This window comes from Aquibacillus halophilus, assembly GCF_009649745.1.
GTDB classification, from domain to species: Bacteria; Bacillota; Bacilli; order Bacillales; family Amphibacillaceae; genus Aquibacillus; species Aquibacillus halophilus.
On record NZ_WJNG01000002.1, the window covers coordinates 84,017 to 110,856 of the forward strand.

22 protein-coding genes are annotated in these 26,840 nt (G+C 37.1%); 18 read left to right on the forward strand and 4 right to left on the reverse strand.

The features are described from left to right. Positions 1 to 330: 330 nt before the first annotated feature. The 4 genes from GH741_RS01705 to GH741_RS01720 all read left to right on the forward strand — a co-directional run bounded on the left by GH741_RS01705 (position 331) and on the right by GH741_RS01720 (position 4,932). The gene (locus GH741_RS01705) at positions 331 to 1,494 is read left to right on the forward strand and encodes an iron-containing alcohol dehydrogenase (RefSeq protein WP_153735055.1); all 1,164 of its coding nucleotides are present in this window, start codon (positions 331 to 333) and stop codon (positions 1,492 to 1,494) included. 127 nt (positions 1,495 to 1,621) lie between these two features. Then, a complete protein-coding gene (locus tag GH741_RS01710) occupies positions 1,622 to 2,581 on the forward strand; it encodes a DMT family transporter (protein ID WP_153735056.1) in 960 nt (319 codons plus the stop codon). A gap of 90 nt (positions 2,582 to 2,671) precedes the next feature. Next, the gene (locus GH741_RS01715) at positions 2,672 to 3,898 is read left to right on the forward strand and encodes a Bcr/CflA family efflux MFS transporter (RefSeq protein ID WP_153735532.1); all 1,227 of its coding nucleotides are present in this window, start codon (positions 2,672 to 2,674) and stop codon (positions 3,896 to 3,898) included. A 275-nt stretch (positions 3,899 to 4,173) separates the two neighbouring features. Continuing rightward, entirely contained in the window at positions 4,174 to 4,932 is a 759-nt protein-coding gene (locus GH741_RS01720) for a CAP domain-containing protein (RefSeq protein ID WP_153735533.1), read from the forward strand. 63 nt (positions 4,933 to 4,995) lie between these two features. On the opposite strand, the gene GH741_RS01725 is transcribed toward GH741_RS01720, so the two are convergent. Further along, entirely contained in the window at positions 4,996 to 6,126 is a 1,131-nt protein-coding gene (locus GH741_RS01725; protein WP_338079194.1) for a CAP domain-containing protein, read from the reverse strand. A 244-nt stretch (positions 6,127 to 6,370) separates the two neighbouring features. On the opposite strand from GH741_RS01725, the gene GH741_RS01730 reads away from it, so the two are divergent. From GH741_RS01730 to GH741_RS01745, 4 genes are all read left to right on the forward strand, one after another. Then, on the forward strand, positions 6,371 to 7,387 hold the full coding sequence (locus GH741_RS01730) for an NADP-dependent oxidoreductase (RefSeq protein ID WP_153735057.1): 1,017 nt from the start codon (positions 6,371 to 6,373) through the stop codon (positions 7,385 to 7,387). Positions 7,388 to 7,660: 273 nt separating this feature from the next. Continuing rightward, positions 7,661 to 8,980 carry a Na+/H+ antiporter family protein gene (locus GH741_RS01735; protein WP_338079195.1) on the forward strand — a complete coding sequence of 440 codons (1,320 nt, stop codon included), beginning with the start codon at positions 7,661 to 7,663 and terminating at the stop codon, positions 8,978 to 8,980. Between the two features lie 315 nt (positions 8,981 to 9,295). Then, on the forward strand, positions 9,296 to 10,135 hold the full coding sequence (locus tag GH741_RS01740) for a hypothetical protein (RefSeq protein ID WP_153735058.1): 840 nt from the start codon (positions 9,296 to 9,298) through the stop codon (positions 10,133 to 10,135). Positions 10,136 to 10,347: 212 nt separating this feature from the next. Continuing rightward, positions 10,348 to 12,711 (forward strand): polyprenyl synthetase family protein, encoded by a 2,364-nt coding sequence (locus GH741_RS01745; RefSeq protein WP_153735059.1) that lies wholly within the window; start codon positions 10,348 to 10,350, stop codon positions 12,709 to 12,711. 92 nt (positions 12,712 to 12,803) lie between these two features. On the opposite strand, the gene GH741_RS01750 is transcribed toward GH741_RS01745, so the two are convergent. Continuing rightward, positions 12,804 to 14,210: a pyridoxal phosphate-dependent decarboxylase family protein gene (locus GH741_RS01750; RefSeq protein ID WP_240795377.1), complete on the reverse strand. Its 1,407-nt coding sequence runs from the start codon at positions 14,208 to 14,210 to the stop codon at positions 12,804 to 12,806. Positions 14,211 to 14,321: 111 nt separating this feature from the next. Here GH741_RS01750 and GH741_RS01755 point away from each other — a divergent pair, with 111 nt between their 5' ends. The 3 genes from GH741_RS01755 (at position 14,322) to GH741_RS01765 (ending at position 18,136) form a co-directional block, all read left to right on the forward strand. Then, positions 14,322 to 15,707 (forward strand): aminotransferase-like domain-containing protein, encoded by a 1,386-nt coding sequence (locus GH741_RS01755; protein WP_153735060.1) that lies wholly within the window; start codon positions 14,322 to 14,324, stop codon positions 15,705 to 15,707. Between the two features lie 461 nt (positions 15,708 to 16,168). Further along, positions 16,169 to 17,638: a protein adenylyltransferase SelO gene (locus tag GH741_RS01760; protein ID WP_153735061.1), complete on the forward strand. Its 1,470-nt coding sequence runs from the start codon at positions 16,169 to 16,171 to the stop codon at positions 17,636 to 17,638. Between the two features lie 204 nt (positions 17,639 to 17,842). Beyond that, positions 17,843 to 18,136: a hypothetical protein gene (locus GH741_RS01765; RefSeq protein ID WP_153735062.1), complete on the forward strand. Its 294-nt coding sequence runs from the start codon at positions 17,843 to 17,845 to the stop codon at positions 18,134 to 18,136. 113 nt (positions 18,137 to 18,249) lie between these two features. On the opposite strand, the gene GH741_RS01770 is transcribed toward GH741_RS01765, so the two are convergent. Continuing rightward, positions 18,250 to 19,107 (reverse strand): YheC/YheD family protein, encoded by an 858-nt coding sequence (locus GH741_RS01770; protein ID WP_153735063.1) that lies wholly within the window; start codon positions 19,105 to 19,107, stop codon positions 18,250 to 18,252. 145 nt (positions 19,108 to 19,252) lie between these two features. On the opposite strand from GH741_RS01770, the gene GH741_RS01775 reads away from it, so the two are divergent. The 4 genes from GH741_RS01775 to GH741_RS01790 all read left to right on the forward strand — a co-directional run bounded on the left by GH741_RS01775 (position 19,253) and on the right by GH741_RS01790 (position 22,808). After that, a complete protein-coding gene (locus GH741_RS01775; protein ID WP_153735064.1) occupies positions 19,253 to 20,041 on the forward strand; it encodes a GNAT family N-acetyltransferase in 789 nt (262 codons plus the stop codon). Positions 20,042 to 20,192: 151 nt separating this feature from the next. After that, complete coding sequence (locus tag GH741_RS01780; protein ID WP_153735065.1) at positions 20,193 to 20,885, forward strand: DUF421 domain-containing protein; 693 nt, start codon at positions 20,193 to 20,195, stop codon at positions 20,883 to 20,885. A gap of 444 nt (positions 20,886 to 21,329) precedes the next feature. After that, positions 21,330 to 22,331 (forward strand): signal peptide peptidase SppA, encoded by a 1,002-nt coding sequence (gene sppA, locus GH741_RS01785; RefSeq protein WP_153735066.1) that lies wholly within the window; start codon positions 21,330 to 21,332, stop codon positions 22,329 to 22,331. Positions 22,332 to 22,343: 12 nt separating this feature from the next. Next, complete coding sequence (locus tag GH741_RS01790) at positions 22,344 to 22,808, forward strand: RDD family protein (protein ID WP_153735067.1); 465 nt, start codon at positions 22,344 to 22,346, stop codon at positions 22,806 to 22,808. A 283-nt stretch (positions 22,809 to 23,091) separates the two neighbouring features. On the opposite strand, the gene GH741_RS21815 is transcribed toward GH741_RS01790, so the two are convergent. Further along, a complete protein-coding gene (locus GH741_RS21815; protein ID WP_153735068.1) occupies positions 23,092 to 23,202 on the reverse strand; it encodes a YjcZ family sporulation protein in 111 nt (36 codons plus the stop codon). Positions 23,203 to 23,737: 535 nt separating this feature from the next. Between GH741_RS21815 and GH741_RS01800 the strand changes: the two genes are divergently transcribed. The 3 genes from GH741_RS01800 to abc-f all read left to right on the forward strand — a co-directional run bounded on the left by GH741_RS01800 (position 23,738) and on the right by abc-f (position 26,683). After that, positions 23,738 to 23,983: a stage VI sporulation protein F gene (locus GH741_RS01800; protein ID WP_153735069.1), complete on the forward strand. Its 246-nt coding sequence runs from the start codon at positions 23,738 to 23,740 to the stop codon at positions 23,981 to 23,983. Between the two features lie 182 nt (positions 23,984 to 24,165). After that, on the forward strand, positions 24,166 to 24,588 hold the full coding sequence (locus GH741_RS01805; RefSeq protein ID WP_338079196.1) for a GNAT family N-acetyltransferase: 423 nt from the start codon (positions 24,166 to 24,168) through the stop codon (positions 24,586 to 24,588). 454 nt (positions 24,589 to 25,042) lie between these two features. Beyond that, complete coding sequence (gene abc-f / locus GH741_RS01810; RefSeq protein ID WP_153735070.1) at positions 25,043 to 26,683, forward strand: ribosomal protection-like ABC-F family protein; 1,641 nt, start codon at positions 25,043 to 25,045, stop codon at positions 26,681 to 26,683. The last annotated feature ends 157 nt before the right edge of the window (positions 26,684 to 26,840 follow it).

Below are 26,840 nucleotides of genomic sequence, written 5' to 3' on the forward strand. Positions count from 1 at the left end.
CTTCCACATAAAATAGTGTCTATTTCATAAGAGAACTTTTTTTAAACTAGAACACTTTCATACTTTTATATTTAATTGTGCGATTTGCGTGTTTCTACAAGGATAGGCGAAATTCCAGAATATTATACTTCATCAAACTATTGGGAGATTAGTAACTTTATTTAATGTCATCTTTTTTTAATCCAAACTTTATCCCTTTCTAGATGAATTTACATACAAAATTTGTTCTCAAAAAGTAATTGTTCTGAAAATATCTGGAACTGGCAGTAGCTGTTGTTTGCTTTTAACTTTTTTAGCCATTACTATTTAAGAAAAAGGGAGGAAATACATATGCAAAATTTTGTTTTTCATAATAGTACGAAGATTATTTTTGGTAAAGATCAGGAGCAAGTTGTTGGGCAAGAGTCTGTTGCTTATGGAAAAAAACTTCTTTTACATTATGGGGGAGGAAGTATTAAAAGTAGCGGCCTATATGATAGAGTAGTTTCTTCGCTAAAGGAGCAAGGTGTTGAAATTTTCGAGTTAGGTGGGGTAAAGCCGAATCCAAGAGTTAGCCTTGTTAGAGATGGAGTGGCTCTTTGTAAGGAAAATGACATCGACTTTATTTTAGCGGTTGGTGGTGGCAGTGTAATTGACTCTGCAAAAGCGATTGCAGCGGGTTGTAAATATGATGGCGATGTATGGGACTTTTATACTGGAAAAGCTGCAGTGACAGATAGTTTGCCGCTTGGTGTTGTCTTGACAATCCCTGCTGCTGGTAGTGAAAGTAGTGCTGGAACCGTAATTACCAATGAGGAAGGATCCTACAAAAGAGCAACGGGTCATATTTCACTTAGACCGAGGTTCGCCATTTTAAATCCTGTACTTTCTTATACATTACCTTCCTATCAAACTGCTTGTGGTGTAACAGATATGATCTCGCATATATTGGAAAGATATTTTACCAATGAAAAAAATGTGGAGCTGACAGATCGATTAAGTGAAGCGACGTTAAGAACGATTATTAATAACGCACATACAGTTTTAGAGGATCCAACGAATTATGACGCACGAGCAGAGATAATGTGGGCAGGTACGATTGCTCATAATGATTTGTTAGATACGGGTAGAATTGGTGACTGGGGAAGTCATGATGTAGAGCATGAAATAAGCGGAATTTATGATATTGCACATGGTGCTGGATTAGCAATTGTATTCCCTGCCTGGATGAAGTACGTTTATAAGCACGATATTAATCGTTTTGTTCAATTTGCTAACCGTGTTTGGGATGTGGAAATTGATTTGAATAATTTAGAAAAAACTGCCTTAGAGGGCATAAAGAGAACTGAACAATTCTTTAGTTCGATTGGAATGCCAATCAGATTAGAGGAAGTCAATATAAACGAAGAACATTTTGACGAAATGGCCAAAAAAGGGACAGAAAGAGGCCCACTAGGTAACTTTGTTAAACTACAAGAAAAAGACGTACGCCAAATTTTCAATCTAGCTAAGTAGGGACAGGGGGACAGGCTCCTTGTCCCTTTTCCATGGGTGAAAATATGCAACCCCTTTTAGTTGCTTAAACGTTGTCAGTGTCATACGATAGATTTATTTGATTGAATGGATTTGGGAGATGACATGATTGAAGCGTATATTCGAAAATAAATGGTCAGTAGTTGGAATAGCTATATTCTGTTCGATTTTATGGGGAAGCGCATTCCCTGTACTTAAAGTAAGCTATGAAGAAATGCAAATGAATCCTGATGACGTAATAGCAAAAATTGTTTTTGCCGGAATGAGGTTTTTACTTGCGGGTTTATTAGTTTTGGCATTTTTGTTAATTATAAGTCCGAAAAAGATACTAGTTACCCGCAGGCAGTTTATCGTTTTAATTATTTTAGGTATCGTACAGACCACGCTTTTATACTTTTTCTTCTATAATGGATTGGCAAAAGTATCAGGTATGCAAGGGGCTATTTTGTCCTCAAGTGGAACATTTTTCACAGTAATTCTCGCGCATTACTTTTATAAGAATGACCGCCTAAATTGGAAAAAGACTGTTGGTTTAATCGCAGGGTTTACCGGAATTGCAGTTGCCAACTGGGGAGAAGGACTCCAACTAAGTTTTCAGTGGGATGGAGAAGGCTTTATGATTGCAACTGGTATCATTAACGCGATTGCAACAATTATGGCAAAAGAACTTGCAACAGGAATTCACCCCTTTGCTGTTACTGGTTGGCAATTGAGCATAGGTGCAACGATTTTACTTCTGATTGGTGTCCCGCAAATAAATGAGGGTGCAATTGTGTTCACCCCATTTGGTTATGGGTTATTAATATATTCAGCACTACTTTCAGCGGCTGCATTCGGACTCTGGTACTCATTACTAAAATATAATCATGCAGGAGAAATAAGCATGTATAAATTCATTGTTCCTGTTGCAGGTACAATTCTATCCTCCATATTTATTCCTGGAGAAAATTTAAATATATTTATCTTGATCGCCATTACCATGGTTGCGCTAGGGATTTTTGTAGTTAATTATACAGGAAGGAAAGTGGCTCCTGCGGAAAATAAGCAAGTAAGGATAGAACAATCGTAAGAATATGGATTAAGAGGGGGAGGGACACGGAGCCTGTCCCCATGTCCCGGATAAGGAGTGTTTGTTATTCATCAAGATAAAAGTGATACAATGTTGCATAATCCAACTGGTAAACAACGAATTGGGTTGGCATTTTTACTCGCTATGCTTTCCATGTTAGGGCCCTTCAATATTGATATGTATTTGCCAAGCTTCCCAGATATAGCTGATGATTTTGGTGCTCGTGCTTCGCTTGTACAGCTTAGCTTGACCGCATGCTTGATTGGGCTTGCAATTGGACAAATGGTTATTGGTCCGATAAGTGATGCTAAGGGTAGAAAAAAACCTATATTGCTATTCATTAGCCTATTTGCTATAGCATCTCTTCTCTGTGCGCTTGCACCGAATATTACAATATTGATAATTGCTCGTTTTTTACAAGGCTTTACTGCTTCGGCAGGAATAGTCCTATCACGGGCTGTTGTACGAGACGTGTTTAGTGGAAGAGATCTCACTAAATTTTTTGCTCTTTTAATGGTAATTAATGCAACCGGTCCAATTATTGCACCAGTTGCAGGAGGAGCTATTTTACTTTTACCATTTGCAACCTGGCATACTGTTTTCTATTTTTTATTTTTATTAGGACTTATCATTGTTTTTACTGTTGCTTTCAAATTAAAGGAAACATTGCCAGAGGAAAGACGAATTCCAAGTTCGATTGGGAATTCCATACGAACAATGGGAAGCCTATTTTTGGATCGTTCTTTTATTGGCTATGCCATCGTAGTCGGATTTGTTCAAGGTGGAACTTTTGCGTATGTTGCGGGAACACCATTCGTGTATCAGGAGATCTATAACGTATCCCCACAAGTTTTCAGTATCCTATTTGGTATTAACGGTCTCGCTATTATTACTGGAAGCTTTCTTGTCGGACGTTTAAGTGATTTTATTCCGGAAAGGACCTTGCTTCGAACTGGAGTTATCATATCATTATGCGCGAATTCTATCTTATTAATTGTGACAATTATTCAGGGACCACTTGCAATGATTGTGATACCGATATTTATTCACTTATTCACGATAGGAATCATCCTTACAAGTACTTTTACACTAGCGATGAAACATCAAAGGAATCGAGCTGGAAGTGCTAGTGCTGTGTTAGGCATGCTTCCATTGCTAGTTGGTTCGATAATTGCTCCTCTGGTTGGAATCAACGAGTCTTCTGCAGTCCCTATGGGTGCGGCGCTATTCAGCACCTCATTCATTGGTGCGATAGCGTTTCTGACACTAACAAAAGAAAAAATAAAACCAGAAAGGTTAACTGTAGAAAAGGGATAAGGGACGGGGGAGCTCCTGTTAAGTCATAATTTATTATTAGGGAATCGTAAAAAAAATTTAAAAGGCTATCTAATTGTCGATTTATCGATAACTAGATAGCTTTTTTGTTTAGAAAAACGCACAGCATCATGTTGAGAAAGTTGAACAGAGCTCACGCAATATTCTTAAACTCTTTAGGAGGGACAGGGAGCCTGTCCCTATGTCCCTCTGGAGTGTATAAAACCAGTTGAGAATACAGAGACTATTGAAATAAAAATAGGAGGTGAGTAGAAGTGATGAAAAAAGTATCAGCTTTGGTTATAACATTGGGATTGAGTGTCGTCGTGTTGGCTGCCTGTAATAACAATCAACAAGAATCGTTAATGGATGCACAAGATGAAAACCAATTTTCTAGACAGATAAATGTTGGACCAAATCAAAACCAAACGAACGTAAATGATGATGAGAAAAGGTACAGTGGTCTTGCTTTTAATTCAACAACAGAGGACCAATCAAGTCCGAATACCAACCAAAATCAGAATCGAAATACTATTGAGAATCAAAATGCTAGTCATAACCAAATTGGTAATAGAACTCCGCCAAATCAGAACCAAAATACCAATCAAAATCAGATTAGTCAAAATCTGAATGCGGCTAATAACAATGCCTCCGGATCATTGGGAGATTTTCAAACTCAAGTGGTTGAATTAACGAATAAAAGACGACAAGAAAATGGCCTTTCTCCACTTGATGCCGATCAGGAGCTAACAAAGGTTGCGCAGGCCAAGTCAGAGGATATGGCCACCAACAACTATTTTTCTCATACATCCCCAACTTACGGCTCTCCGTTTGATATGATGAATCAATTTGGGATTGAATACACGACAGCTGCCGAAAATATCGCTGCAGGTCAAACAACTCCTGAAGAAGTAGTTAAGGGATGGATGAATAGTGAGGGGCATAAAAAAAATATTATGAATGAAAAAATCACCCATATAGGTGTAGGATTTTCAGAAAATGGAAACCATTGGACGCAGATGTTTATTAAAAAATAAGGGGTCAAGGGTCAGGCTTCTTGTCCCTTGACCCTTTTTTCGCTCATTTTTGATTCAATGGTATTATTTTGTTAGATAATTTTCTGTATAAAATGGTTGTGATTCATCACTAAAAGCAACCCCGACGGCGAGCGATTCAAATCCAGTATGCAATTTGTTTTCTCGATGACCGAGCGAGTTCATTAAACCTTCGTGGGCAAAAATGCTACTTGTTTGACCTGCAGCGAGGTTTTCTCCAGCCATTCGATAGGTGATATTATCTTGCGTCATCCGATCGAAAGGAGATTGACCTTTAGGATTTAGATGCCCGAAGTAGTTGTTGTCAGCCATGTCTTTACTATGGTTGCGTGCAGTAAGCCTAACCGACTCATCCCAGGATAAGACAGAAAGATTATGATTTACACGGGCGGCATTAGTAAGATCGAATAACTGGTATTCAAATCCTTCTTTTAATAGTTCACTTGGTTTTGTAAAGAAATTTTCTCTTTGTTTTTCCAAATCATCACTAATTAATTGAATCGCTGTGACCGTGCTGTTTTCATGGATATCATAGAATATTGTTACATAACTATTGTTGATATCAAACATATCATATTCTTTATTGTCCTGAATTTGGTAATTGACAAGTCCCTTTTGCAAGTATTTAAGGGGCTCATCCAATGTTGTTAGAACCGAATCTCTTGTACTGCTAAAAGAGATTCCATTTGTGGATGTTAGCAGGTCTTGATTTGTGTATAACCCAATTACTTTATCATTTTCGTTATAAGCAACCATAAAAAAATTATGATAGTTTTCGTGGTAAGCATCCCAATTCACTCCATATTCATTCATGGAGGAACGTTTTGGAGGGCCAACTTGCTGTTCTACTTGGGCTCGATCATCATTAAGCTCGACGTTATGAACAGAAAAAGGTTGTTCAGAAGGACCGTCTAGTTCAGGTTTATCAGGGACAGCTTGATTAAGTTTTTCGCCTTCCTCTGTACTTCCCTTGATCTTACCTACCAAAAGCTTAATCTCTTTATTTAAATAATCTATTGTCTTAACTACTTCTGGATTTTCTTTTATCCCATTGATATCAGAGTGGATATCCTCGTAAACGCCAGATATACCAGAATGATTGAATGTGTCCCCGTAAAAATGCCAAAGCGCACCAGCAACAAGTAGTAATAAAATAATATTTCGAACTTTAGGCACAAGCACACCCCTGTCTCATTCCGTTTTTAATTAATAGATAATAATTGTAGCAAGTTTTGCCGGCATAAACAACTTGGGACAGAGGGACAGGCACCTTGTCCCTAACAAACAAGCATACAATTTTAGTTACCGTTAATAGTTTGATACTGTTGATAAGTAGAACAATTAGTTTTTCTTAAATTATTTACAGGTTAGTTCAACTATAGATATTATATGAATCCAATAAAGTAAAGGGGGATTTTTCATGACACGAGTGAACAAGCAAATTATTTTAGCGGAAAGGCCTAAAGGATTGCCAGATAGTGAAACATTCAAATTTGTGGATAGTAATGTAAAGGAACCAGAGGAAAATCAAGTGCTTGTCCGTACCCTTTATGTTTCCGTGGACCCGTATATGAGGGGGAGAATGATTGATGCCAAATCATATATTGAGCCCTTTCAATTAAATGGAGTAATTGAAGGTGGATCCATCGGAGAAGTTATTGAATCAAAATCGGACAAATTCCAACAGGGTGATATTATCATTGGAAATTTCGGCTGGCAAGAATATTACTGTGCAAATGAAAAAGAAATCAGAAAAATTGATCCATCACTAGCACCTATCACAACACATTTGGGAATATTAGGAATGACGGGCTTAACTGCATATTTTGGTTTGCTAGATATAGGCCAACCAAAGGAAGGCGACACGGTCGTGATCTCCGGAGCAGCGGGTGCTGTAGGATCTGTAGTTGGTCAAATTGCAAGGATAAAAGGTGCACGAGTAGTAGGAATAGCTGGTTCTGAGGATAAAATTGAGTTTTTAAAACAAGAATTAAATTTTGATGAGGCCATAAACTATCGAACTACTAATAATATAAAAATAGAACTAGCTAATGCATGTCCTAATGGTGTTGATGTTTATTTTGATAATGTTGGTGGCGAAATCTCTGATGCGGTTTTCACTCAACTAAATCGTCATGCACGGATTACGGTTTGCGGATCGATTTCATCCTACAATTTGAAGGAAATAGATATCGGGCCTCGAGTTCAAACAACACTGATTAAGAAAAGTGCATTAATGAAAGGCTTCACTGTAGGTGATTATTCAACACGCTTCACTGAAGGGGCAACTCAGCTTGGTAAATGGCTACAAGAAGGCAAGTTGACCTATCGAGAAACTATAGAAGAGGGTTTTGAAAATATCCCAAATGCTTTCCTGGATTTATTTAAAGGAAATAACATCGGCAAACAGCTTGTCAAAGTAGCTAACCGTCAGTAGGGACAGAGGGACAGGCACCTTGTCCCTACCTTGTTTATTGGTATATGGAGTGAAATAATAGGGATCAAAAACGTTTATCCATAATATTGGATAAACGTTTTATTACGTTAAATTAGTTATGGATACACAAGAACCGTCCCTGCGCCTCCTATGCCTTCCTGTGGAAATATAAGAACCGTCCCCATTGACAACTAATCTACTTAAATGGTAATCTATTTTAGTCGTTTAGTGCATTAGTGATTTACCATAGTAAAGGATTTAGGGGTGATAGTTGTGAATGCAGTATTAATTGCAGTTCTAGTTATGTTAGTTCTTAGTTTGACACGTGTACATGTTGTATTAGCGCTAACTATTGGCGCGCTGACAGGAGGACTCTTAGGGGGTCTAACTTTTCAAGAGACAATTTCTGTTTTTAGTGATGGACTTGGTGGCAGTGCAACGGTTGCGCTGAGCTATGCGCTTCTTGGAGCGTTCGCTGTAGCTATTGCCCGAACAGGATTACCGGAAGTAATGGTTACATTGGTTATTAAAATTGTTGGGCGAAATACGGATTCAAGAAAGAAAGCTTTATCTAAAGCACTTATTTTCTTTTTACTTACACTTATTTCTTGTTTCTCACAAAATGTCGTTCCGATTCATATTGCTTTTATTCCAATTTTGATTCCACCTATTTTAAAGATTCTAAATGAACTAGGTGTAGATCGTCGAGCAATTGCAACAGTTTTAACATTTGGCTTAACGGCACCTTACATTTTCTTACCATACGGATTCGGAGCAATTTTTCAGGGAATCATTGCTGACAACATGGAAAGTAATGGTCTAACAGTCGATCTTGAAGCCATTCCAAAAGCAATGGCACTTCCGACAATCGGTCTTGTTATTGGACTGTTGATCGCCGTTCTTGTCACATACCGTAAAAATCGTACCTATAAGGATCGCGATATTGTTGGGGCACCAGCTGAGAAACAAGTTTACACCAACCTTTCCATAATTTCAGCAATTGCTTCTATTGTTGCGACGTTAGTTGTTCAAACGTGGACTGAATCGATGATTATTGCAGCATTAGCAGGATTAGTCGTTCTTATTGCAAGTGGTTCTATTAAATGGAAGGAAGCGGATAGCGTGGTCACCGAAGGAATGAAGATGATGGCATTCATCTCCTTCATAATGTTAACCGCATCTGGTTTTGCAGCGGTAATAAGTGAAACAGGACATGTGGACTTGCTTGTGACGCAAACTGAGAATATTGTTGGCGAAAGTAAAGCAGGAGCTGCATTATTAATGTTAGGTATTGGTTTATTCATTACGATGGGGATTGGCTCGTCGTTTGCGACAATCCCAATTATTGCAACGTTGTTTGTTCCATTGGGCATCGCTACTGGGTTTTCTCCTTTAGCTATTACAGCTTTAATCGGAACTGCAGGTGCATTAGGGGACGCAGGAGCGCCTGCATCTGATAGTACATTGGGACCAACAGCAGGTTTAAACGCAGATGGGCAACATAATCACATTTGGGATACTTGTGTGCCAACCTTTATCCACTTTAACATTCCATTGTTTATTTTCGGGTGGATTGCCGCAATGGTTTTATAAAATAGAGAACAACTTTTTACAGGAGTGATTTGAAGGGTCGAACAAGCCTTTTGAGTCACTCTTTTTTATGGGACAGAGGGACAGGCTCTTTGTCCCTGATGTAGATTTAGTGCATTCAAATAAATGGAGTAGATTATTTATTGGCTAGGTCCAATACTTGGGAACAACAAAGATATATATTAAATTGAGAACAGGTAAATTTCATATTTCAATTTAATATGAGTAATTGCATTATCATCTTTTTCATCATACTATTTAAATAGATAACTTTATGGGACAAGGAGCCTGTCCCCTTGTCCCTCGGAGGTGATTTTGTTGGGTTTTACTGTGAAAGAGGTATTGTCTGAAGGGAAAAAAGGTGATCCTCTATTAAATGAGGATTTATATGTATCGAGTGATCGTTTTGTTGCAGTGATTGATGGTGCTACTAGTGTGTCAGGAAAAATGATAGCGGGTCAGACACCTGGTAGATTTGCAGCTGAAATAATTAAACAAACAATCGAAGGGCTAGCAGCGGAAGCTAGTCTGGAAATGATGGTTTCGCAAATAAATGTAAATCTGCAGTATGCTTATTTGAAATACGATTTATTAAATGAAATAGAAGAAAAAAAGTGGATGGCACCATCTGCTTGTTTAGTCATTTATAGTGACTATTATCATGAAGTATGGCAGATAGGAGACTGCCAGTTAATGATTGATGGACAAGTCTATAGCAATGATAAGGAACTGGATAATATTACTGCGAATGCTAGATCTTTATTCTTAGAGGCAGAAATAAAAAAAGGAAAAACGATTGACGAACTTATCGAACATGATACAGGCTGGGAATTTATCAGGACGTTGATTCAGCAACAATATTTCTTGCAAAATGATAGTGACAACCAATATGGATACGATGTCATTAATGGTTTTAATGTGGATTTTACACGCGTGAAAACAATAAAAATCCCAGTCGATGCAAAGGAGATAATCCTCGCTTCAGATGGCTATCCGTTCTTAAAAGATACCCTGGAAGAGTCAGAGTATGTCCTATCTAAATTAATAAAAGAAGATCCTTTATGTTTTAGAATATATAAATCTGCCAAAGGACTCATAAAAGGAAATAAGTCTTTTGATGACAGGACTTATGTGAAACTAGAAATGAGTGGGACATAGGGACAGGTTCGTTGTCCCAGAAGTTCTTAGAAGTCCTTAAATATCTTAATAGTAAAATAATGAAGATGACTTTCTCTCGTGCGAAGTATGTTAGTAAAACACAAAAATAAATAAAAAAGACGCAAAAGAACCGTCCCTTGCTTCCACTAAATAGTATAATAGGGTTATGTTTTGGTTAATACCGCAAACTTTACGTGGGGGTAGTGTGAAATATGGGTGAGAAGTTATTAAAAAATGCTGATGCATGCTACCGGCTGGCAGAGCAGAGGGCTGAAAAATATTTTCAAGAACTTAATGAACAGGTCTCACAACAGACCTATGTCGATACGGTAACAAAGGATATACAATCATGGAAACATAACCATATACACCAGTATTCAATTGTATCTTTTTTTAGAAAACGGCAACCAAGTACAAAGGAGTATCACAAGTATATCAAATGGTTGAATTACACAGGTAAACTAGATAATTATTTGAATCGAAGTATTTCGTATATTTTTATGCGAGATCTTGGTAAAGGCATCGACAAAGTGGAAACACAGATAAGTATTCGGAGTGTAGTTGATAGCTTAAAAGGTCATTTGATTGACTCAACCGGAAAAGAAACCGAGTTTAGCATGACAGGGCTATACAGATTGGCCCAGAAAGAAAACATTGAAGCCACTTTGATCTGGGTGGTAGATAAACTTAATATTGTAACGTCAAATTTTCCTGCTGGGATGGATGTTGAGCAAGCAAAGCGGAAAATCATCAAAATCATTGCCGGAGTTGCCATGCATGAGGTAATAGAGATGGACGATCAGATACCTGACGAGGAACGAACACGGAAACTCGATGTAGCTATTAGATTAGGCTATTCCTATGGGCTTACATATCCCCTAATTGATGACCTCCTTGATGCAAAAATCTTATCCGCTAAAGAGGAAGAACTATATACTGATTTAATCCGTACCACATTGATGACAGGTTCTGTACCTAAGTTAGGTGACTGGCCTGGAAGTAACACAAGTTTGATTCGTTTTATTCATTCGGAACTGCGAGATTCTTTTGAGTATATAAAGGCTCAGCAATGTCCTAACACAAAACAAAATTTCTTCGAGCAATCCTATGTGTTTTTCAATTCCCAGGAAGTGGATCGCAAAAAGGATTTATCTAATGCAAATTACACAAATGAAGAGCTTTATATCCCAATTATATTAAAATCGTATTCCTCACGAGTGATTGTCCGTTCTTTAATTAGTGCCCCTGTTGATGAGGGGTTTGACGACCGTACATTCTACTACGGTATTTACAACCAACTGGCTGATGATTTTACAGATTTGTTTGATGACATGGAACAAGGTGCTGTGACACCCTATACCTACTATATGAAATATCATAAAAGAAGGCCAGATCTTATCAATCCTTTTGAATTATATTGGACGGTTATTTCCAACTTGATTCATAATGTGTATCATTCAGATGATCAAACTTGTGAGGTCATTCTTGATCGGGCAATTAATGGCTTGAAGCGATCTAGGGATCGACTTGGAACAAAGAAGTACAAAGAAATAATGAATATATTTTCAATCGATAGTAATAAATTCAGTAGTCTTATTCAAAATATGGTTCAAAAGGCGAATGATGTGGATTTCTTTGACAAATTATTAAGAGATCATATCATTTCCACGTTGAAAAATGAAAGGAAGGAACAAGAAGCCTTTTTAGAAAAAATTAAAACAGTGCGGAATGAAATTAATAGCATGTTACCTATTGCTAAAACCAATCATCCTTCTCTAATAAAAGAGCCTTTAATTGATGCTGCAAATTACAGTTTAAAGGGTGATGGAAAAAGGTTGAGACCAATAATGACGTGGGTAATGGGTGTTGATGAGTTTGGATTAAACGAATCGGAAATTATTCCACTTCTGAGGTCACTGGAATATATGCATACGGCTTCCTTAATCTATGATGATCTACCATCCATGGATAACGCGTCGATTCGAAGAGGGCGGCAGACTCTACATCAACAGTATAACGCAGCTATAGCAGAATTGACTGGTCTTTTTTTGACTCAAAAGGCTGTTTGGGAACAAGCATCTCTTGATCACTTTGATTCGAAAACGGTGCTTAACTTGATTCAATATTCTGCTCAAAAGACCGCGGATATGTGTCAAGGGCAAGCAATGGATTTAGATTCCAAAGGGAAGCAATTGACATTAGAACAATTAAATAGAATGAGCTTTTATAAAACGGGAATAGCATTCGAAGCTTCCCTAATCATGCCTGCAATTCTCGCGCACGCACAGGAAACTGAAATACAAGCTTTGAAAAAATTCGCATATCATGCAGGTATTATGTTTCAGATTAAGGACGATTTGCTAGACGTTGAAGGGGTCTTGACTAAGCTAGGAAAACCGATTGGAAAAGACGTGGAAAATAATAACACGACTTTTGTGTCCATTCTAGGTTCTGTTGGTGCCAAAAAGGCGATGTGGGAACATTATTGCCTTGCGATGGAAACAATGCAAACAGTACCACACAATACCCCCTTTTTAAAACACCTATTGAATTATATATTGAACAGAGATCATTAGGGACAGAGGGACAGGCTCCTTGTCCCTATTTCTTTTTAAGAGAATAATAGACAAAGAGACAGTTCACAGACACCCCGTTTTTTTATAATAAATTAAGGAGTGTTAACTGCAACTTCTTTTGCCTGAACAAATGCTGCAACAGATCGATCAATGTCTTTATAATCGGTACGATAAGAGCTAACACTGATTCGAATGACGGATTTCCCTTTCCATGTAGCTCCTCCACACCAGCATTCTCCAGAATTTTGAACTAGTTCCAGTGTCTTCTTTGTTAAATTTTCATCCTCCATAGATACGAGTACTTGGTTAAAACAAACTTTATTATTTATTATAAAACCATTCTGTTCAAGAGACCTTGAGAAATATAAGGCTTTTTGATGCAAGTCTTCAACTAGCTCAGAAACCCCCTGCTTGCCAAGAGATTTAAGAGTAGCCCATAGGTCAACAGCCCTTGCACGTTGTGAGGCATCTGGTGTGTATTTCATTCCATCTCGTTGTTGACTGTATTCTAAGTAAGAGGCCGACATGCTAAGTGCTTGCCCTAGTGCTTTTCGATGCCTACATAAAACAATGCCGTTATCGTATGGTGCGTTTAACGTCTTATGTGCATCTACAGACCATGAGTCTGCTAATTCTATCCCTTTAGTTAGATGTTTCAGTGGTTCTGAAGCAGCGGCCCATAATCCAAAGGCTCCATCAATATGAACCCAAGTACCAGCCTTTCTTGCCATTTCACAAATGGATGTAAAATCATCGAAGGCACCAGAACTAACATTTCCTGCTTGTAAAATGAGAAGAGTTCGTTCATCGAGCTTAGGAATTGAGTGGATAAGTATTCTTCCCTCTTCATCCGCTGGTACCTTAATTAACCGTTCTGTCCCTAGCCCTAAAAGGGAGAGGGCTTTAAAGACTGTGGAGTGTGCTTGTTCACTAAGAACCACACGAATTTCAGGTGCCCCAAAAAGCCCTCTTGATGCCACGTCATAATTTAGCCTTTGTAATAGCGTGTTTCTTCCAGCAGCTAGACCGCATAAAGTAGCTAAGGAACTTCCACTAACAAAGCCGGCAGCAGAATTGTCGGGTAATCCCAATAGGTCTACAAGCCACTGTTCACAAATCTCTTCCAAAACCGATGCAACAGGTGACATGACATACATGGCAGCATTTTGGTCCCAAGTATCAGTCAGCCATTTTGTTGCCAAAGCAGCTGGAACAATACCACCATTTACAAAACCAAAATAGCGTCCTCCGGTCTGAGCTACTGTTGCTGGTGCTCCATCACGATGAAGTTTCTTAATAATTTCGAGAGCTTCAGCCCCATAATCGGGGAGGGATTCATGAAAGGCTTCTAATTGATCAATGGCATCCTGTGATGGAAAAACAGGGGAATTCATCGTATTGCTCATATAATCTAATGCATAATCTTTTGCCTGTTCAAACAGTTCATTATTTAATGCTTCCTGTCTAAGACGGTCACTCACCACACTTTTATTCTTCAATTGATTACCTCCATCATTGTTTGGTTTTTTATCATTTTATATTTGATATTGTATGCAGTCAATGATAATATTGTATGCAAAACAATGTTTTTTTAAGAGGTGTATTAGAAGATGGATGGTTGGAAGCCAAATCTTGAAAAAGAAAAGAAACCAATATACAAGGCATTAGTTGAAAAATTAGAAGAAGATATAAACTCGGGTCTATTGAAACCTGGGCAAATATTACCGCCTCAACGTGAATTAGCTGATTACCTCGGTATTAACCTAAGTACTATTACTAGAGCCTTTCGCGTGTGTGAGTTGAAGGGATTAATATCGGGAGTGGTTGGTCGTGGTACTTTTGTAGCTATGGATAGTAAGCTCTCGTTAACTTTATATAACAAAAATCAAAATGATATTATTGAAATGGGGCAGGTTCACCCACTATACAGTATGGATCAAGGCATTACTACAATGGTTAATCCTGCTCTTCAGGAAATGGATATGGAATCTTTAATCCGCTACACAGAACCAGAAGGTCATAGACGACATAGAGCAGTAGGTGCAGACTGGTTAAAAACATTTAATCTTGATGCTAATGAAGATGAAATCATTGTGACACCTGGCTCACAAAATGCGATGGCAAATTGCTTTTTAACACTTTTCAACGCTGGTGATCGCATTGCAGTAGACACATTAACGTATCCAGGAATAAAAACACTTGCAGCATTTCATGGTATTCGACTAGTGCCAATTTCGATGACGCAGGAAGGGATGGACCCACACTCTCTATTGGAAGCTTGCAAACAGGATAAGATAACTGGAATCTATTTAATGCCAGAAGTTCAAAATCCAACGAGTTATTCGATGTCCGAAGATGTCCGAGAAAAGATTGCAGGCATTATAACAAGGTACAATTTAATTCTAATTGAAGATGATGCCTATAATTACTTAGGAAACAAGGACTCTGTACCTTTATCTGCATATGTACCTTCCAATAGCATATATATTGGTGGTACATCGAAGTTGCTTGGGCCTGGATTTAGGATTTCCTTTGTGAAGGTAGCCAAGCCTTATCTGAATTCAATGAGAAAAGGCTTGCTTAACACCTCTTGGATGGCTTCACCAATCACAGCAGAACTCGCATCTCATTTAATAATTACTGGAAAATCTGAAACAATTAAAGAGCTAAAACGAACGGAAGCAAGGAAAAGAAACAAAATGGCCATCCAGATTTTATCATCGTATGATGTTAGTAGTAGGGAGTGTGGGTTTTATCAATGGATTACCCTGCCTACAGGATGGACTGGTAGACAATTTGAAATGGTTGCTAAAGAAGCGGGGGTCCAAGTGTTTTGTGCTGAAAAATTTGCTGTGGGAGCCAATGAAGTTCCCCCAGCAATAAGAATATCCTTATCTGGACCAGAGACGCGAGAAGAACTAGAAAAAGGGTTGCTGCTTATTAAAGAAGTACTACAAAAAGGTTTTGATTACGAGGAACCATTTGGTATTTTGTAAAGAGGGAATTGAAAACTAATGAATTTTTGTCAGGGTGGAGACGATGATTCATTGGAAGGGATTTACGCCCTTTTTCGATAATCCCTTTATTTGTTCCTGTTTCGTCATACAAGAGACGAGCAACTAAGAATAGATAATGTGAATGAATATCACGTCCCTACTCTGATTTTTCAATAATCCAGTGCCGGTGAAAGTAATTTTAAGCTGTCATAATAAATAGGCCTTCATCACCTTTTTCTAAAATCATATAGTTCAGCCCTTGCTAATTAAGATAATAACCCCGCTTGGCTGCTCCAATCACAGGGACAGGCTTCTTGTCCCAAGGAATAGAACGGTCAAAGAAGTAGACAATAAAAGGGTCTAACCTGTACCATGGAATGAAGATAAACTAAGGATTATATAAATAAAGATATCAATATTTAAGGTGTAAGTATAGAAAATAAGAAAGGAAAGGAGATATAATGACACAAAAAAATGAAAAAGAAGTAGGATGGAATTTAGATAATAGTTATGCTCGTCTTCCAGAATCATTTTTTACTAGCACCAAACCAACCCCTGTAACCTCACCGGAATTAATAATCTTTAATGATTCCCTAGCTAAATCCCTGGGCTTAAATGTGGAGACATTGAAAAGCAACGAGGGTGTGGCGGTCTTTGCTGGTAATCAAATTCCTAAAGGTTCTTTGCCACTTGCACAAGCATATGGTGGGCACCAATTTGGTCATTTTAACATGTTAGGAGACGGCAGGGCGGTACTACTTGGGGAGCAAATCACTCCAGAAAATAGAATGGACATTCAACTCAAAGGTTCAGGTAGAACCCCCTATTCTCGCGGTGGTGATGGTAGAGCGACACTTGGTCCGATGCTGCGGGAATACATCATCAGTGAAGCGATGCATGCGCTCGATATTCCTACCACTCGTAGCCTGGCCGTTGTAAAAACTGGTGAGGCAGTGATTCGCGAAACTGATTTGCCCGGTGCAGTTCTGACACGCGTGGCTTCCAGTCATCTACGTGTCGGTACATTTCAATATGCTGCTCACTGGGGTGAAAAAGAGGATCTAAGCGCTCTTGCTGACTATACATTAGATCGACATTTTCCGGACATTGAAGCTGGAGAAAACCGTTATCTTTCCCTACTTCAGCAAGTTATTAAACGTCAGGCCTCTCTAATTGCGAAATGGCAGTTGGTCGGCTTTATCCATGGAGTGATGAACACGGATAACATGGCGATTAGCGGTGAAACAATTGATTATGGGCCTTGCGCCTTTATGAATGAATATGATCCAGCAACAGTTTTCAGTTCTATTGATAGGGAAGGCCGGTATGCTTATGGCAATCAGCCACCTATTGCAGGCTGGAATCTTTCACGGTTTGCTGAAACTCTTTTACCATTACTGCACGAAGATCAGGATCAGGCTGTTAAAATAGCTCAGGATGAGATATCAAAATTTAAGGATTTCTATTACTCCAATTGGTTTGACGGAATGAGGGCAAAACTAGGATTATTTGGTGAAGAGAAGGAAGATGAATCTCTTATTGAAGAACTCTTAAATGTCATGCAAAAGTATCATGCGGACTTTACCAATACTTTCCGTGCACTGACCTTTGGTAAAATGGAGGATTCAGTTCTTGTAGGGAAAACAGAATTTGCTAAGTGGAACGAAGCGTGGCAGGCAAGGCTCAATAGACAACAAGAATCAAAAGAATCTTCTCATGAACTTATGCGAAGTAATAATCCTGGGGTAATTCCTAGAAACCATCGAGTAGAAGAGGCGCTTAAAGCGGCGGTGGATCAGGAAGACTACAGTGTGATGGAACGACTTCTTAATGTTTTATCAAACCCATACGATCACACAGCCGAACAAGAGGAATATTGCGCACCACCACCAGATACAAATCGTCCATACCAAACTTTTTGCGGGACTTAGGGTCAGGTCCCTTTTCCCTATTTTCATGATAAGAAAATTCTAAGATGGAATCATTATGATGGTCACTTAGTTGCTTAATATGGGACAAGGAGCCTGTCCCCCTGTCCCACCACTCACCCCTAAATTTCTTCGATCAAAAAAGAGTAGGTTATACGTTTTTTGGAAAAGATAGGCATAGATAAAACATAGGGAGGAAAATCTTTTATGCCTATTCAAAACAATCACGAAATCCAACAACTAGTTGAAGTTTCCGAGAAACTCGAGCATGCAGCTCGTCATGCGCAAAACAATGCTGACCCTCAAGAATTGCAACATCTTCAAACACAATTACGAGAAGTGCAGAATAAAATTCAAGATGCGCGTGGAAAAGCGATTAATGGTAGTGGCACTTCAACAGAGCCATTATTTGAAGCTCAACTGCGTGTGGAACAATCTCAGGAACAAATGGAAAGAGTGCTTAATAACCTTAATATCCAGCAAGATAACGTTCAACCGTAAGCAATAAACAATAGTCTATTCCGTATTTTATTACTGGAATAGACTATTTTAATTGATCTGCTTGAGCAATTCTTCAACAGATGATAAACATTACAGTAAATGAACGGATGTTGCTAAATTCTATTTTGGGACAAGGTGCCTGTCCCCCTGTCCCTGCTCCAAATTTTCTTGCGTTTTTTGTCTTTGGCAATCATTTGTTTGTAAACTGTTTTGTCCGGTAGTTTCTTAAATAAATCGTATGCTGGTTTTCCCACTTTATCGTTTGTGTTAACTTCCAATAGCCACAAGTTCCCTTTCTGATCAATCCCAAAATCCGCTCCAATATCGATGAAGTAATAGTAGTAATCAAGAAGGTTAGCAATGGAAAAAGCTGACTTTGCAAGGTTTTCTTTTACTAAGTTCACTTGATAAGAATCAAGCACTTTATTTAAAACAAAATCTGTTTCGACCACACCTCCGCCTTTTGTAAACAAATTGGAAACAATCGCCTTTTCACCACCAATTCGAATTAAATCCCCAGCATATAACCAAAACCCATTTTCATCACGTTGCAAATGAACTCGAATATCAAAAGCTCTAGAATCAAATGGAAGAAGTGGTGCACGCTGTTGAATAATTGCATGCATCCTAGAATAATGATGAACTAAAACCTGTATCAGCGCCTCTTTATTTGGATGGAATTCATCAGCCCCGTTTGGCTGTTGTATAATATAGCCCTTGTCAAAGGGTGTAATGAGCGAGATGTGTTTTCCAGCCCATGTATCTACTGGTTTAATGTAAAAAGAAATTTGTCTAGTTGTGAATAAATCTATAGATTGTCTTGATAGAAAATTTGTATAAGGAATATGAAAGGGTAGTTTATATGGAGTCAACAGCTTATACATTTCCCATTTATTAAAAAATAGGCGTTCTTTGTCAAAGTGCACGTTCGTATTTATTGGGAAATTATTGCGATAATTAAGATTGTCCATAGAATTCGCCCCCTTTCAAAATGCTATAGTATAAGCATATGGTCTAACTAGGCATTCGGTTACTAAACGCATGAGGTCTTTACTTATTTAATCTTGTAAATGTTTGGTTCCTGCTTTGCCAAAAAAAATCTAAGGAGTAATATTTATGACAAATGTACGGGGAATTCTAGAGCTAGATTGTGCCCTTTTGGAGACGTTCAGTAAGCGAATAATAACACCTTGGGGATCATTTTTTTACAATGAAAGTCAACCAACAAGTTATGATGCAAATCATGCACTTATTAGTGAACCAATTAGTAATCCAACTCAAGTTATTATAGAAGTCATGAACTTTTATCAATCCAAAAACATAATCCCACGATTTTACATCTACAATTTACAAAAACAACAGGAGCTTATATACGAGTTGAAGGCAAAAGGTTTTGGCTATGAAGTATTGAACGGACCCATCCAATTATGGAGCAATCAAAACAATAAAACGGTTAATGATAGTAGAACAACAATAGAGGTAGTGAATAAGGAAAACTACCAAGAAGCATTTGAAATTGAGTGTAGCATTAAAGAATTTGGAGGAAAGGAAGCACTTGATAAGGTTTATGAGGAACAGTTTAATCACCCTGCTTTCACACACTATCTTCTTCGCTTCCATGGAGTTGCCTGTTCCACTGCTTGCGTTTTTATCAAAGGAAGTCAAGCGAGACTAGAAAGTATCGCTACACTTGAAGCATATAGAGGTAGGGGCTTGGTCGGTGAACTCATTCACTTTATCCAGGAGGAAGTAAGGAATAAAGAAATAGAGAAGCTTTGGGTTTTACCAATTAATGAAACAATTGAAAAAGTATATCAAAAATACGGATTTAAAACGGTTGAGAGAATTAAAATGGGTCACGCATTCTTAGGTGGAAAAAGTATTAAAGAAATCCAAGGGGAATAGAATCCTAGTTCATTGTCCTTTTACTTTAATTAGAGGGACAATGAACCTGTCCTTATGTCCCACTTGTCATCAATTGTTCGTGTAATTTAAGTATGATTTTAAATTACAGGGCAATAATGCTGATGACTTTGACTTTAGGGAGAATGAGAAAATGAATGATTATTTATCGATTGTTACGGAGTTATTAATAGGGTTTGTTTTTCTGTTTATTGTTATAAAATTTTTAGGTAAAACTCAATTTTCACAAGTTACCCCTTTTGAATTTATTTCTGCAATAATTTTAGGAGAACTAGTAGGTAACGCGATTTATGATGAAGAAGTGAAAATTGGCCACATTATGCTTGCTATATTCACGTGGGGAGCCATTATATTCGTTGTAGAAATGTTAACTCAGAAGTTTAAAAGAACAAGAAAACTCCTAGAAGGTGAACCAAATATAGTTATACACCAAGGACAGATAAAATACGATGCATTAAAGAAAGCCAAAATAGATATAAATACGCTACAAAGTCTAATAAGACAACAAGGCTACTTTTCTATCCAAGAAGTAGAATACGGAATTATTGAGTCGAATGGAAAGGCTAGTGTTCTACCTAAATCAGAATATGACACTCCGAAAAACAGTGATTTAAAAGTCCCTTATAAGCCTGTAAATTTACCGATCACCCTGATTTTAGATGGGGAAGTGGTTTTCGATAATTTGAAGGAAGTTGGATTTGATGAAAAGTGGTTGAAAGATCAATTAGCGATGCAAAGCATTACGAATTACAAAGAGGTTCTCTACGCAGAATGGCTTGTATCCAAACCTCTATATGTGGTTAAGTATGAAAAAAGGTCGAGTTAATGATTCAACAGAAAAAAAATGGTGTTTCAAAAAAAGGATACGAAGCAGGACCTAGTTAGTCCCCCAAGTGCATCCTTCCTTCTGCTTAGCATCATTTTCCTTCCCTCACGTCTGTTTAAATGAAAAAACATCTTCCCAATTAACTATTGATGTTCGATAAATGAATGAAATAAAAGGTCCAGGTATTTTTTTTGAACAAATGTTAATACAAATTGTAAAATACACATCACCAGGGTTCATGACTATAGGAGTAAACAGACCAGGAGTGAATTAACATCCCAATTTAAAAGGTAATACTACAATTCAATTTTTAACTGAAAAGGGTGAATCATTATCGTTTCATCCATCCCATTTTTAAAATATTTTGCGATAAGCTCGAAAATAAAGAAAATCTAATGTATCATTTAAACAGTAACTAATAAGAGAAAAACGGAGGATATACATATGAACACAAAACGATGGATTGCCCTAGTTGTTGCGGGAGGCCTATTATTTGTATCAATGGGTTTTCAGTTTTTAACAAGCCTGGTAACTGCTGACTTTGAATCCATGTTTAGTTTTCAAGAAGTTGGTGGTACGTTCGATGAAAAGGTGATTGAGGAAGGAACAGGCACGAACAAAATTGCGGTCATCCATTTGAATGGAATCATTCAAGACACTACTCCTAGTACTCTGATTAATACGAATTCATATAACCATAAACGGTTTTTGGATATGCTGGATGAAGCTGCAGAAGATCGTAATGTGAGCGGGATTATTTTACGCGTAAATACACCTGGCGGAGGCGTAGTGGAAAGTGCAGAAATACATGATAAAATTCTTGAAATCAAAGAAGAATATGAGAAGCCTGTCTATGTGTCGATGGGTAATACTGCGGCTTCAGGCGGGTATTATATAGCTGCACCTGCCGATAAAATTATTGCTCATAAGGCTACACTTACAGGTTCTATTGGTGTAATCATGGAAAGCTTTAATTTTGCTGAATTTGCGGATGAACATGGCATTGATTTTAATACGATTAAAAGCGGTGAATATAAAGATATCATGTCGATGTCCCGTGAGATGACAGACGATGAACGAGAAATATTACAGACGATGATTGATGATATGTATGGGGACTTTGTCCAGGTAATTGTTGAGGGCAGGAACATGTCTGAGGAACGTGTACGCGAATTAGGCGACGGACGAGTGTACACTGGGGGGCAAGCAAAAGAGGTAGATCTTGTCGATGAACTTGGTTCGTTAGATGATTCCATTGCAATGATGAAAGAAGACCATGAATTAGGTAATGCACAGGTCATTGAATACGAACAAGGCTTGGATATAAATCAGTATCTTGGTGGAACGATATCAAGTATGTTTGGCGCTGAATCGGATTTAATCAGTATTAAAGATCTGTTGCGTGAAAATAATGCACCACGTGCAATGTATTTATATTCTAAATAAGGGGGTGTCGTTATGAGTGAAGAACATGTTGACTATGCTCAAGCACCTTTTACGAATAGAAGATACGCAGGATTTTGGATGCGTTTCTGGGCGTATTTGGTTGATTTAATTATTGTATTTAGTATAAACGGCATCCTACTTATTCCGTTTAAATTTATCAATGATGGAGCAAGTTTAGACATTGGGTTCTGGACTGTCACCGGAATTCTAGGTTCAATTGTCTTGTATCTATATTTTTTGTTCATGACAAAACGATTTAATCAGACATTAGGAAAAATGATTTTTGGCTTAAAAGTAATACGAGAGGATGCAGAGCCATTAAAATGGAGTGATCTTCTGTTTAGGGAAGTAGTAGGTAGATTTATTCATCGCGTGCTATTTTTTACGATATTTTTGTATATTGTTGTTGCGTTTACAGCCGAAAAACAAGGGATTCATGATATGTTCGGGAACACTCGTGTTGTATTTGATGAATAAAGAGGAAATGAAGGGAGTAATATTGCTCCCTTCATTTTTTTGTTATTAATTATGATGGGTTTGCTCGGAAAATAGTCTTTCGTATTTAGAAATACGTCCGTCCGTAATTACTGGGAAATTTACTTAAAACGGTAGTGGGACAAGGAGCCTGTCCCTTTGTCCCAAAAAAGAAAGGGTGGAGCAACCCTTTCTCTTAGTCCGTTCGATAAAAGGAGTAAATGTTGTATGCATATGGCGGTTATGGCATACACATAAATGTGTTAATTGAATTATGCTAACTTAATTAACTGTAACCACCACCAGTAGGGTAGTTGTTACCAACAATGATCAAAAGAACGAAAAGAACTACTAACAAAATAAAACTATTGTTTCCACCGAAATATCCTCCACTCAATTTATTCACCTCCGATCTACAATATAGTATGGCTTTAAAACTTATTAGGAAGGGCTTTGCTACTATTTTTGCTGAAATCCATAGATGCCATGGTAGATATATCATGGTTAAAGTTAATAAACTAGATTTATTGTTTATTAATCAGGCTTCCATCTAGAATGTTAACCTCGTCCACAGTGAGTTCAGAATTCTGTAGCTCATTTTATGAAAAAACACCAATTAGTTAGTTAAGAACCTCCCAACAATTTACAAGTAAAATGAAAATAACAAATTAAATATAAATCGTTTGAACTTTTGACAACCTAACAACTGTATCCCTAACTCAAACTATCAGAACTTCTGAAGCTATAGATTAAACTTTTGTTTCTACAAAGATTTGCAACAAAGAGTAAATAAGAAAGTCCGTTTTATGAATTTTTTCTATAAATCTAGTGAGGATGGTCATAGTCAAATCTACTAATTGTACAGGTAGTAATTATTTCACCCAAACTTAAATAATAAAGATTCATAAGCTAATAATTAAAGGAGGAATTCTATGAATCAAGATATGTTTAAGAATGTTGAAAAGAAGACCGGGGTAGATATGCAAAGCATTTCTAAAGTTGCCAATTCATTTAATGGCAAAAACGTTCAAGATGAAAATACAGCAAGACAGTTGGTTAGACAAGTTGGTAAGCTTGCTGGTAAAAAAGTTCCCAAGGAAACTGAAGATATGATAGTTAAAATGCTGTCTAATGGTAAAGGGATTAATGAATCTTCAATTAAAAAAATGATCAAGTAATCATAGCTAAGACAAACATTTTAAATGAAATGTTAAATGTCCATCAATTAGTATGTTAATTGATGGACATTTTTTGTATATTGTTGCTAAACTTATTTAATATTTGTATTAGATTATTCGTTAAACTGATTGAAAGCTGATTTTCTAAATATATTTTTGTTATATTATAAGGGGTGAATTAAGTGGAGATAATTCAACAATGGAAGCAAGATGATAGTGATTTTATCAGGAAGAAATTAATTGAGCATAACATGGAACAACTTCCTGATGAACTTAAAACTTCATATGAAGATATAAGTTTTGTCTTGAGGAGTGATTCAGGAACAATAATTGGTGGAATTACAGGGAATATGTTTTGGCATCACATGCACATTGACTTTTTATGGGTGGATAAAAGTGTTAGGGGAAAAGGTTATGGAAGTAAACTACTGAAAAAGATGGAGTGTTTTGCAATCGATAAAGGGGTTAGACTTATACACTTAGACACGTTTAGCTTTCAAGCTCCTGAATTTTATAAAAGTAAAGGATACGAAGTTTTTGGGACAATTGAAAATCACCCAAAGGGATTTAATCAATTATTTTTACAGAAGAGATTTGAAAAGTGATTTTTCAATCAGTTAGAGTGAAGTTAATTTAATAAAGTGAGTTGTAATAAATCAAAACCATCTTATAACAGACATGAAACTTGTCAGCAGTTAAATCGTAAATGCAAAGAATGACTCTATTTAAGTGTTGCAACTCCATAAAGCACTTCCGGGAATGAAGAAAGGATAAGTTTGCAACTAATTATGGCATTTTTATCCTCTGTTTAGTTATGCTATACTGATTTTAATAGTAATGAAAGGGATGATGGGTGGACAATGAAGAATTAATCTTATTTTTAAAATTTGAAATTGCATATTTCAAATCAAACGAAATAGGATTAGTCTGCCCATTTTTCTATAATCTCTAGAGCTATTGTAATAATAGCTTATTTGAGCATCTAAGAATAGGACTAATCCTTCCAAAATGACTGGGAGGATTTTTTAATTCTCCCTTTTAAAGAGAGGGATCGTTTTTATGAAAGAGCTGTTAAAATTTCGAAATTTAAGTTATGAATTGCTCAATAGTACTGTTTTGGATGATTTAAATGCTAATGTACTACAAGGAGAAATCATCGGTGTTATAGGTAAGAATGGTGCGGGGAAATCTACTTTATTGCATTTAATTAACAATGATTTAGATCCAACTAAAGGAAGAATACAATGGGTCCAGCAGGGTTTTACAGTTGAGTTTGTTGAACAAGAAATGGAGTTCTATTATTCCAATGAGGTAAGCCCTTTAGAAGATGCTCTACTAAATAAGTGGTCCGTACCAAACCATGAATTTTCAAATTTAAGTGGAGGAGAAAAACTGAAAGCACGTCTGGCAAGTGGATTTGCAAAGCATGCACATCTTTTATTATTAGATGAACCGACCAATCATCTTGATAAGCAAAGTACAGAACTTTTAATTCAACAAATTAAAAGTTATAAAGGTACGATTATTTTTGTTTCTCACGATCGATATTTTTTGGATGCTGTTTCAACAAGAATTTGGGCCATTGAAAATAAAAAGCTTATCGAACATAAAGGTAATTATTCCAGTTACATGGAGGCACGGGAACAAAAAAGACTTAGCCAGCAACGAGAATATGAAAAGCAACAAAAAATGGTTGAGCGGATTGAAGGTCAAATGAATGAGCTCACTTCTTGGTCGAGTATAGCTCATGCTCAATCCACGAAAAAGGAAGGTAAAAAAGAATATTATCGAGTAAAAGCGAAACGTATGGATGCACAAGTAAAATCAAAGCAGAAGCGGTTGGAAAAAGAACTTGAAAAAGTAAAAGCAGACCCGATTGTGCCAGAATATAAGGTTTGCTTTTCAATGAAGGCAAATAACAAGGTAGGTAAACGGTTTTTAGAAGTTAAGAATTTAACAAAGACTTTTGCTGACAGAACCCTTTTTAGAGACGCAAATTTTACTATTCAGCATGGTGAAAAAGTTTCTGTAATCGGCCTAAATGGTAGTGGAAAAACAACATTATTGAAAGTAATAATTGGAAATGAAACTGTTGAAGGTGAAGTATGGGTTTCACCATCTGCGCAAATTGGTTATTTAGCACAAGAGGTGTTTGACTTACCACTGGAACAAACGCCCGAACAGCTATTCTACGAAGCTACCTTTGACGCAAGAGGGAAAGTTCAAAACTTAATGAAGCATTTAGGATTTACTGCTTCTCAATGGAGAGAACCTATCGGGAACATGAGTATGGGTGAACGGATAAAGTGTAAATTGATGACTTATATACTAGAAGAAAAAGATGTGCTTATTTTAGATGAGCCAACAAATCATTTAGACTTACCTTCACGTGAACAGCTTGAAAAAACATTAGCGGAGTACAGTGGTACACTACTTGTTGTTTCTCACGATCGATATTTTATTGAAAAAACAACAAACAGCAATTTAGTTATATCAGACGGTAAGATACAAAAGCAATCGAACGGACCATCTCATAATATAGATAATAAAGATGGATTATGTTTAAAGCTTGAAACAGAAAGACAAGAAGTGTTAGGAAAACTTAGCTTTCTAACCCCAAACGATAAGGCTTACACTGAACATGATATGAAATTTAAAGAACTTACGAAACAAATTAAACTTATATGCGGTGATTACTAGCCTTGGTCATAAAAGCAGTTCATGGTAATGTTGCACCATCCCAAAGATAGAGCTGAAAAACTACATTTTTGGGGTGCTGGGCATAACCTTTTGCACTGCTTTTTGATGATTAAGATGTTTATAAATACGTTAATTCGGAAATGTACATTATATACTC

Bases quoted from the DNA above. Each gene is read 5' to 3' on its own strand.
- GH741_RS01800 (WP_153735069.1), top strand. From the start codon at position 23,738: ATGAATCAAGATATGTTTAAGAATGTTGAAAAGAAGACCGGGGTAGAT.
- GH741_RS01745 (WP_153735059.1), top strand. From the start codon at position 10,348: ATGGGTGAGAAGTTATTAAAAAATGCTGATGCATGCTACCGGCTGGCA.
- GH741_RS01755 (WP_153735060.1), top strand. From the start codon at position 14,322: ATGGATGGTTGGAAGCCAAATCTTGAAAAAGAAAAGAAACCAATATAC.
- GH741_RS01775 (WP_153735064.1), top strand. From the start codon at position 19,253: ATGACAAATGTACGGGGAATTCTAGAGCTAGATTGTGCCCTTTTGGAG.
- GH741_RS01770 (WP_153735063.1), bottom strand. From the start codon at position 19,107: ATGGACAATCTTAATTATCGCAATAATTTCCCAATAAATACGAACGTG.
- sppA (WP_153735066.1), top strand. From the start codon at position 21,330: ATGAACACAAAACGATGGATTGCCCTAGTTGTTGCGGGAGGCCTATTA.
- GH741_RS01780 (WP_153735065.1), top strand. From the start codon at position 20,193: ATGAATGATTATTTATCGATTGTTACGGAGTTATTAATAGGGTTTGTT.
- abc-f (WP_153735070.1), top strand. From the start codon at position 25,043: ATGAAAGAGCTGTTAAAATTTCGAAATTTAAGTTATGAATTGCTCAAT.
- GH741_RS01790 (WP_153735067.1), top strand. From the start codon at position 22,344: ATGAGTGAAGAACATGTTGACTATGCTCAAGCACCTTTTACGAATAGA.
- GH741_RS01715 (WP_153735532.1), top strand. From the start codon at position 2,672: ATGTTGCATAATCCAACTGGTAAACAACGAATTGGGTTGGCATTTTTA.
- GH741_RS01705 (WP_153735055.1), top strand. From the start codon at position 331: ATGCAAAATTTTGTTTTTCATAATAGTACGAAGATTATTTTTGGTAAA.
- GH741_RS01760 (WP_153735061.1), top strand. From the start codon at position 16,169: ATGACACAAAAAAATGAAAAAGAAGTAGGATGGAATTTAGATAATAGT.
- GH741_RS01765 (WP_153735062.1), top strand. From the start codon at position 17,843: ATGCCTATTCAAAACAATCACGAAATCCAACAACTAGTTGAAGTTTCC.
- GH741_RS01730 (WP_153735057.1), top strand. From the start codon at position 6,371: ATGACACGAGTGAACAAGCAAATTATTTTAGCGGAAAGGCCTAAAGGA.
- GH741_RS01720 (WP_153735533.1), top strand. From the start codon at position 4,174: ATGAAAAAAGTATCAGCTTTGGTTATAACATTGGGATTGAGTGTCGTC.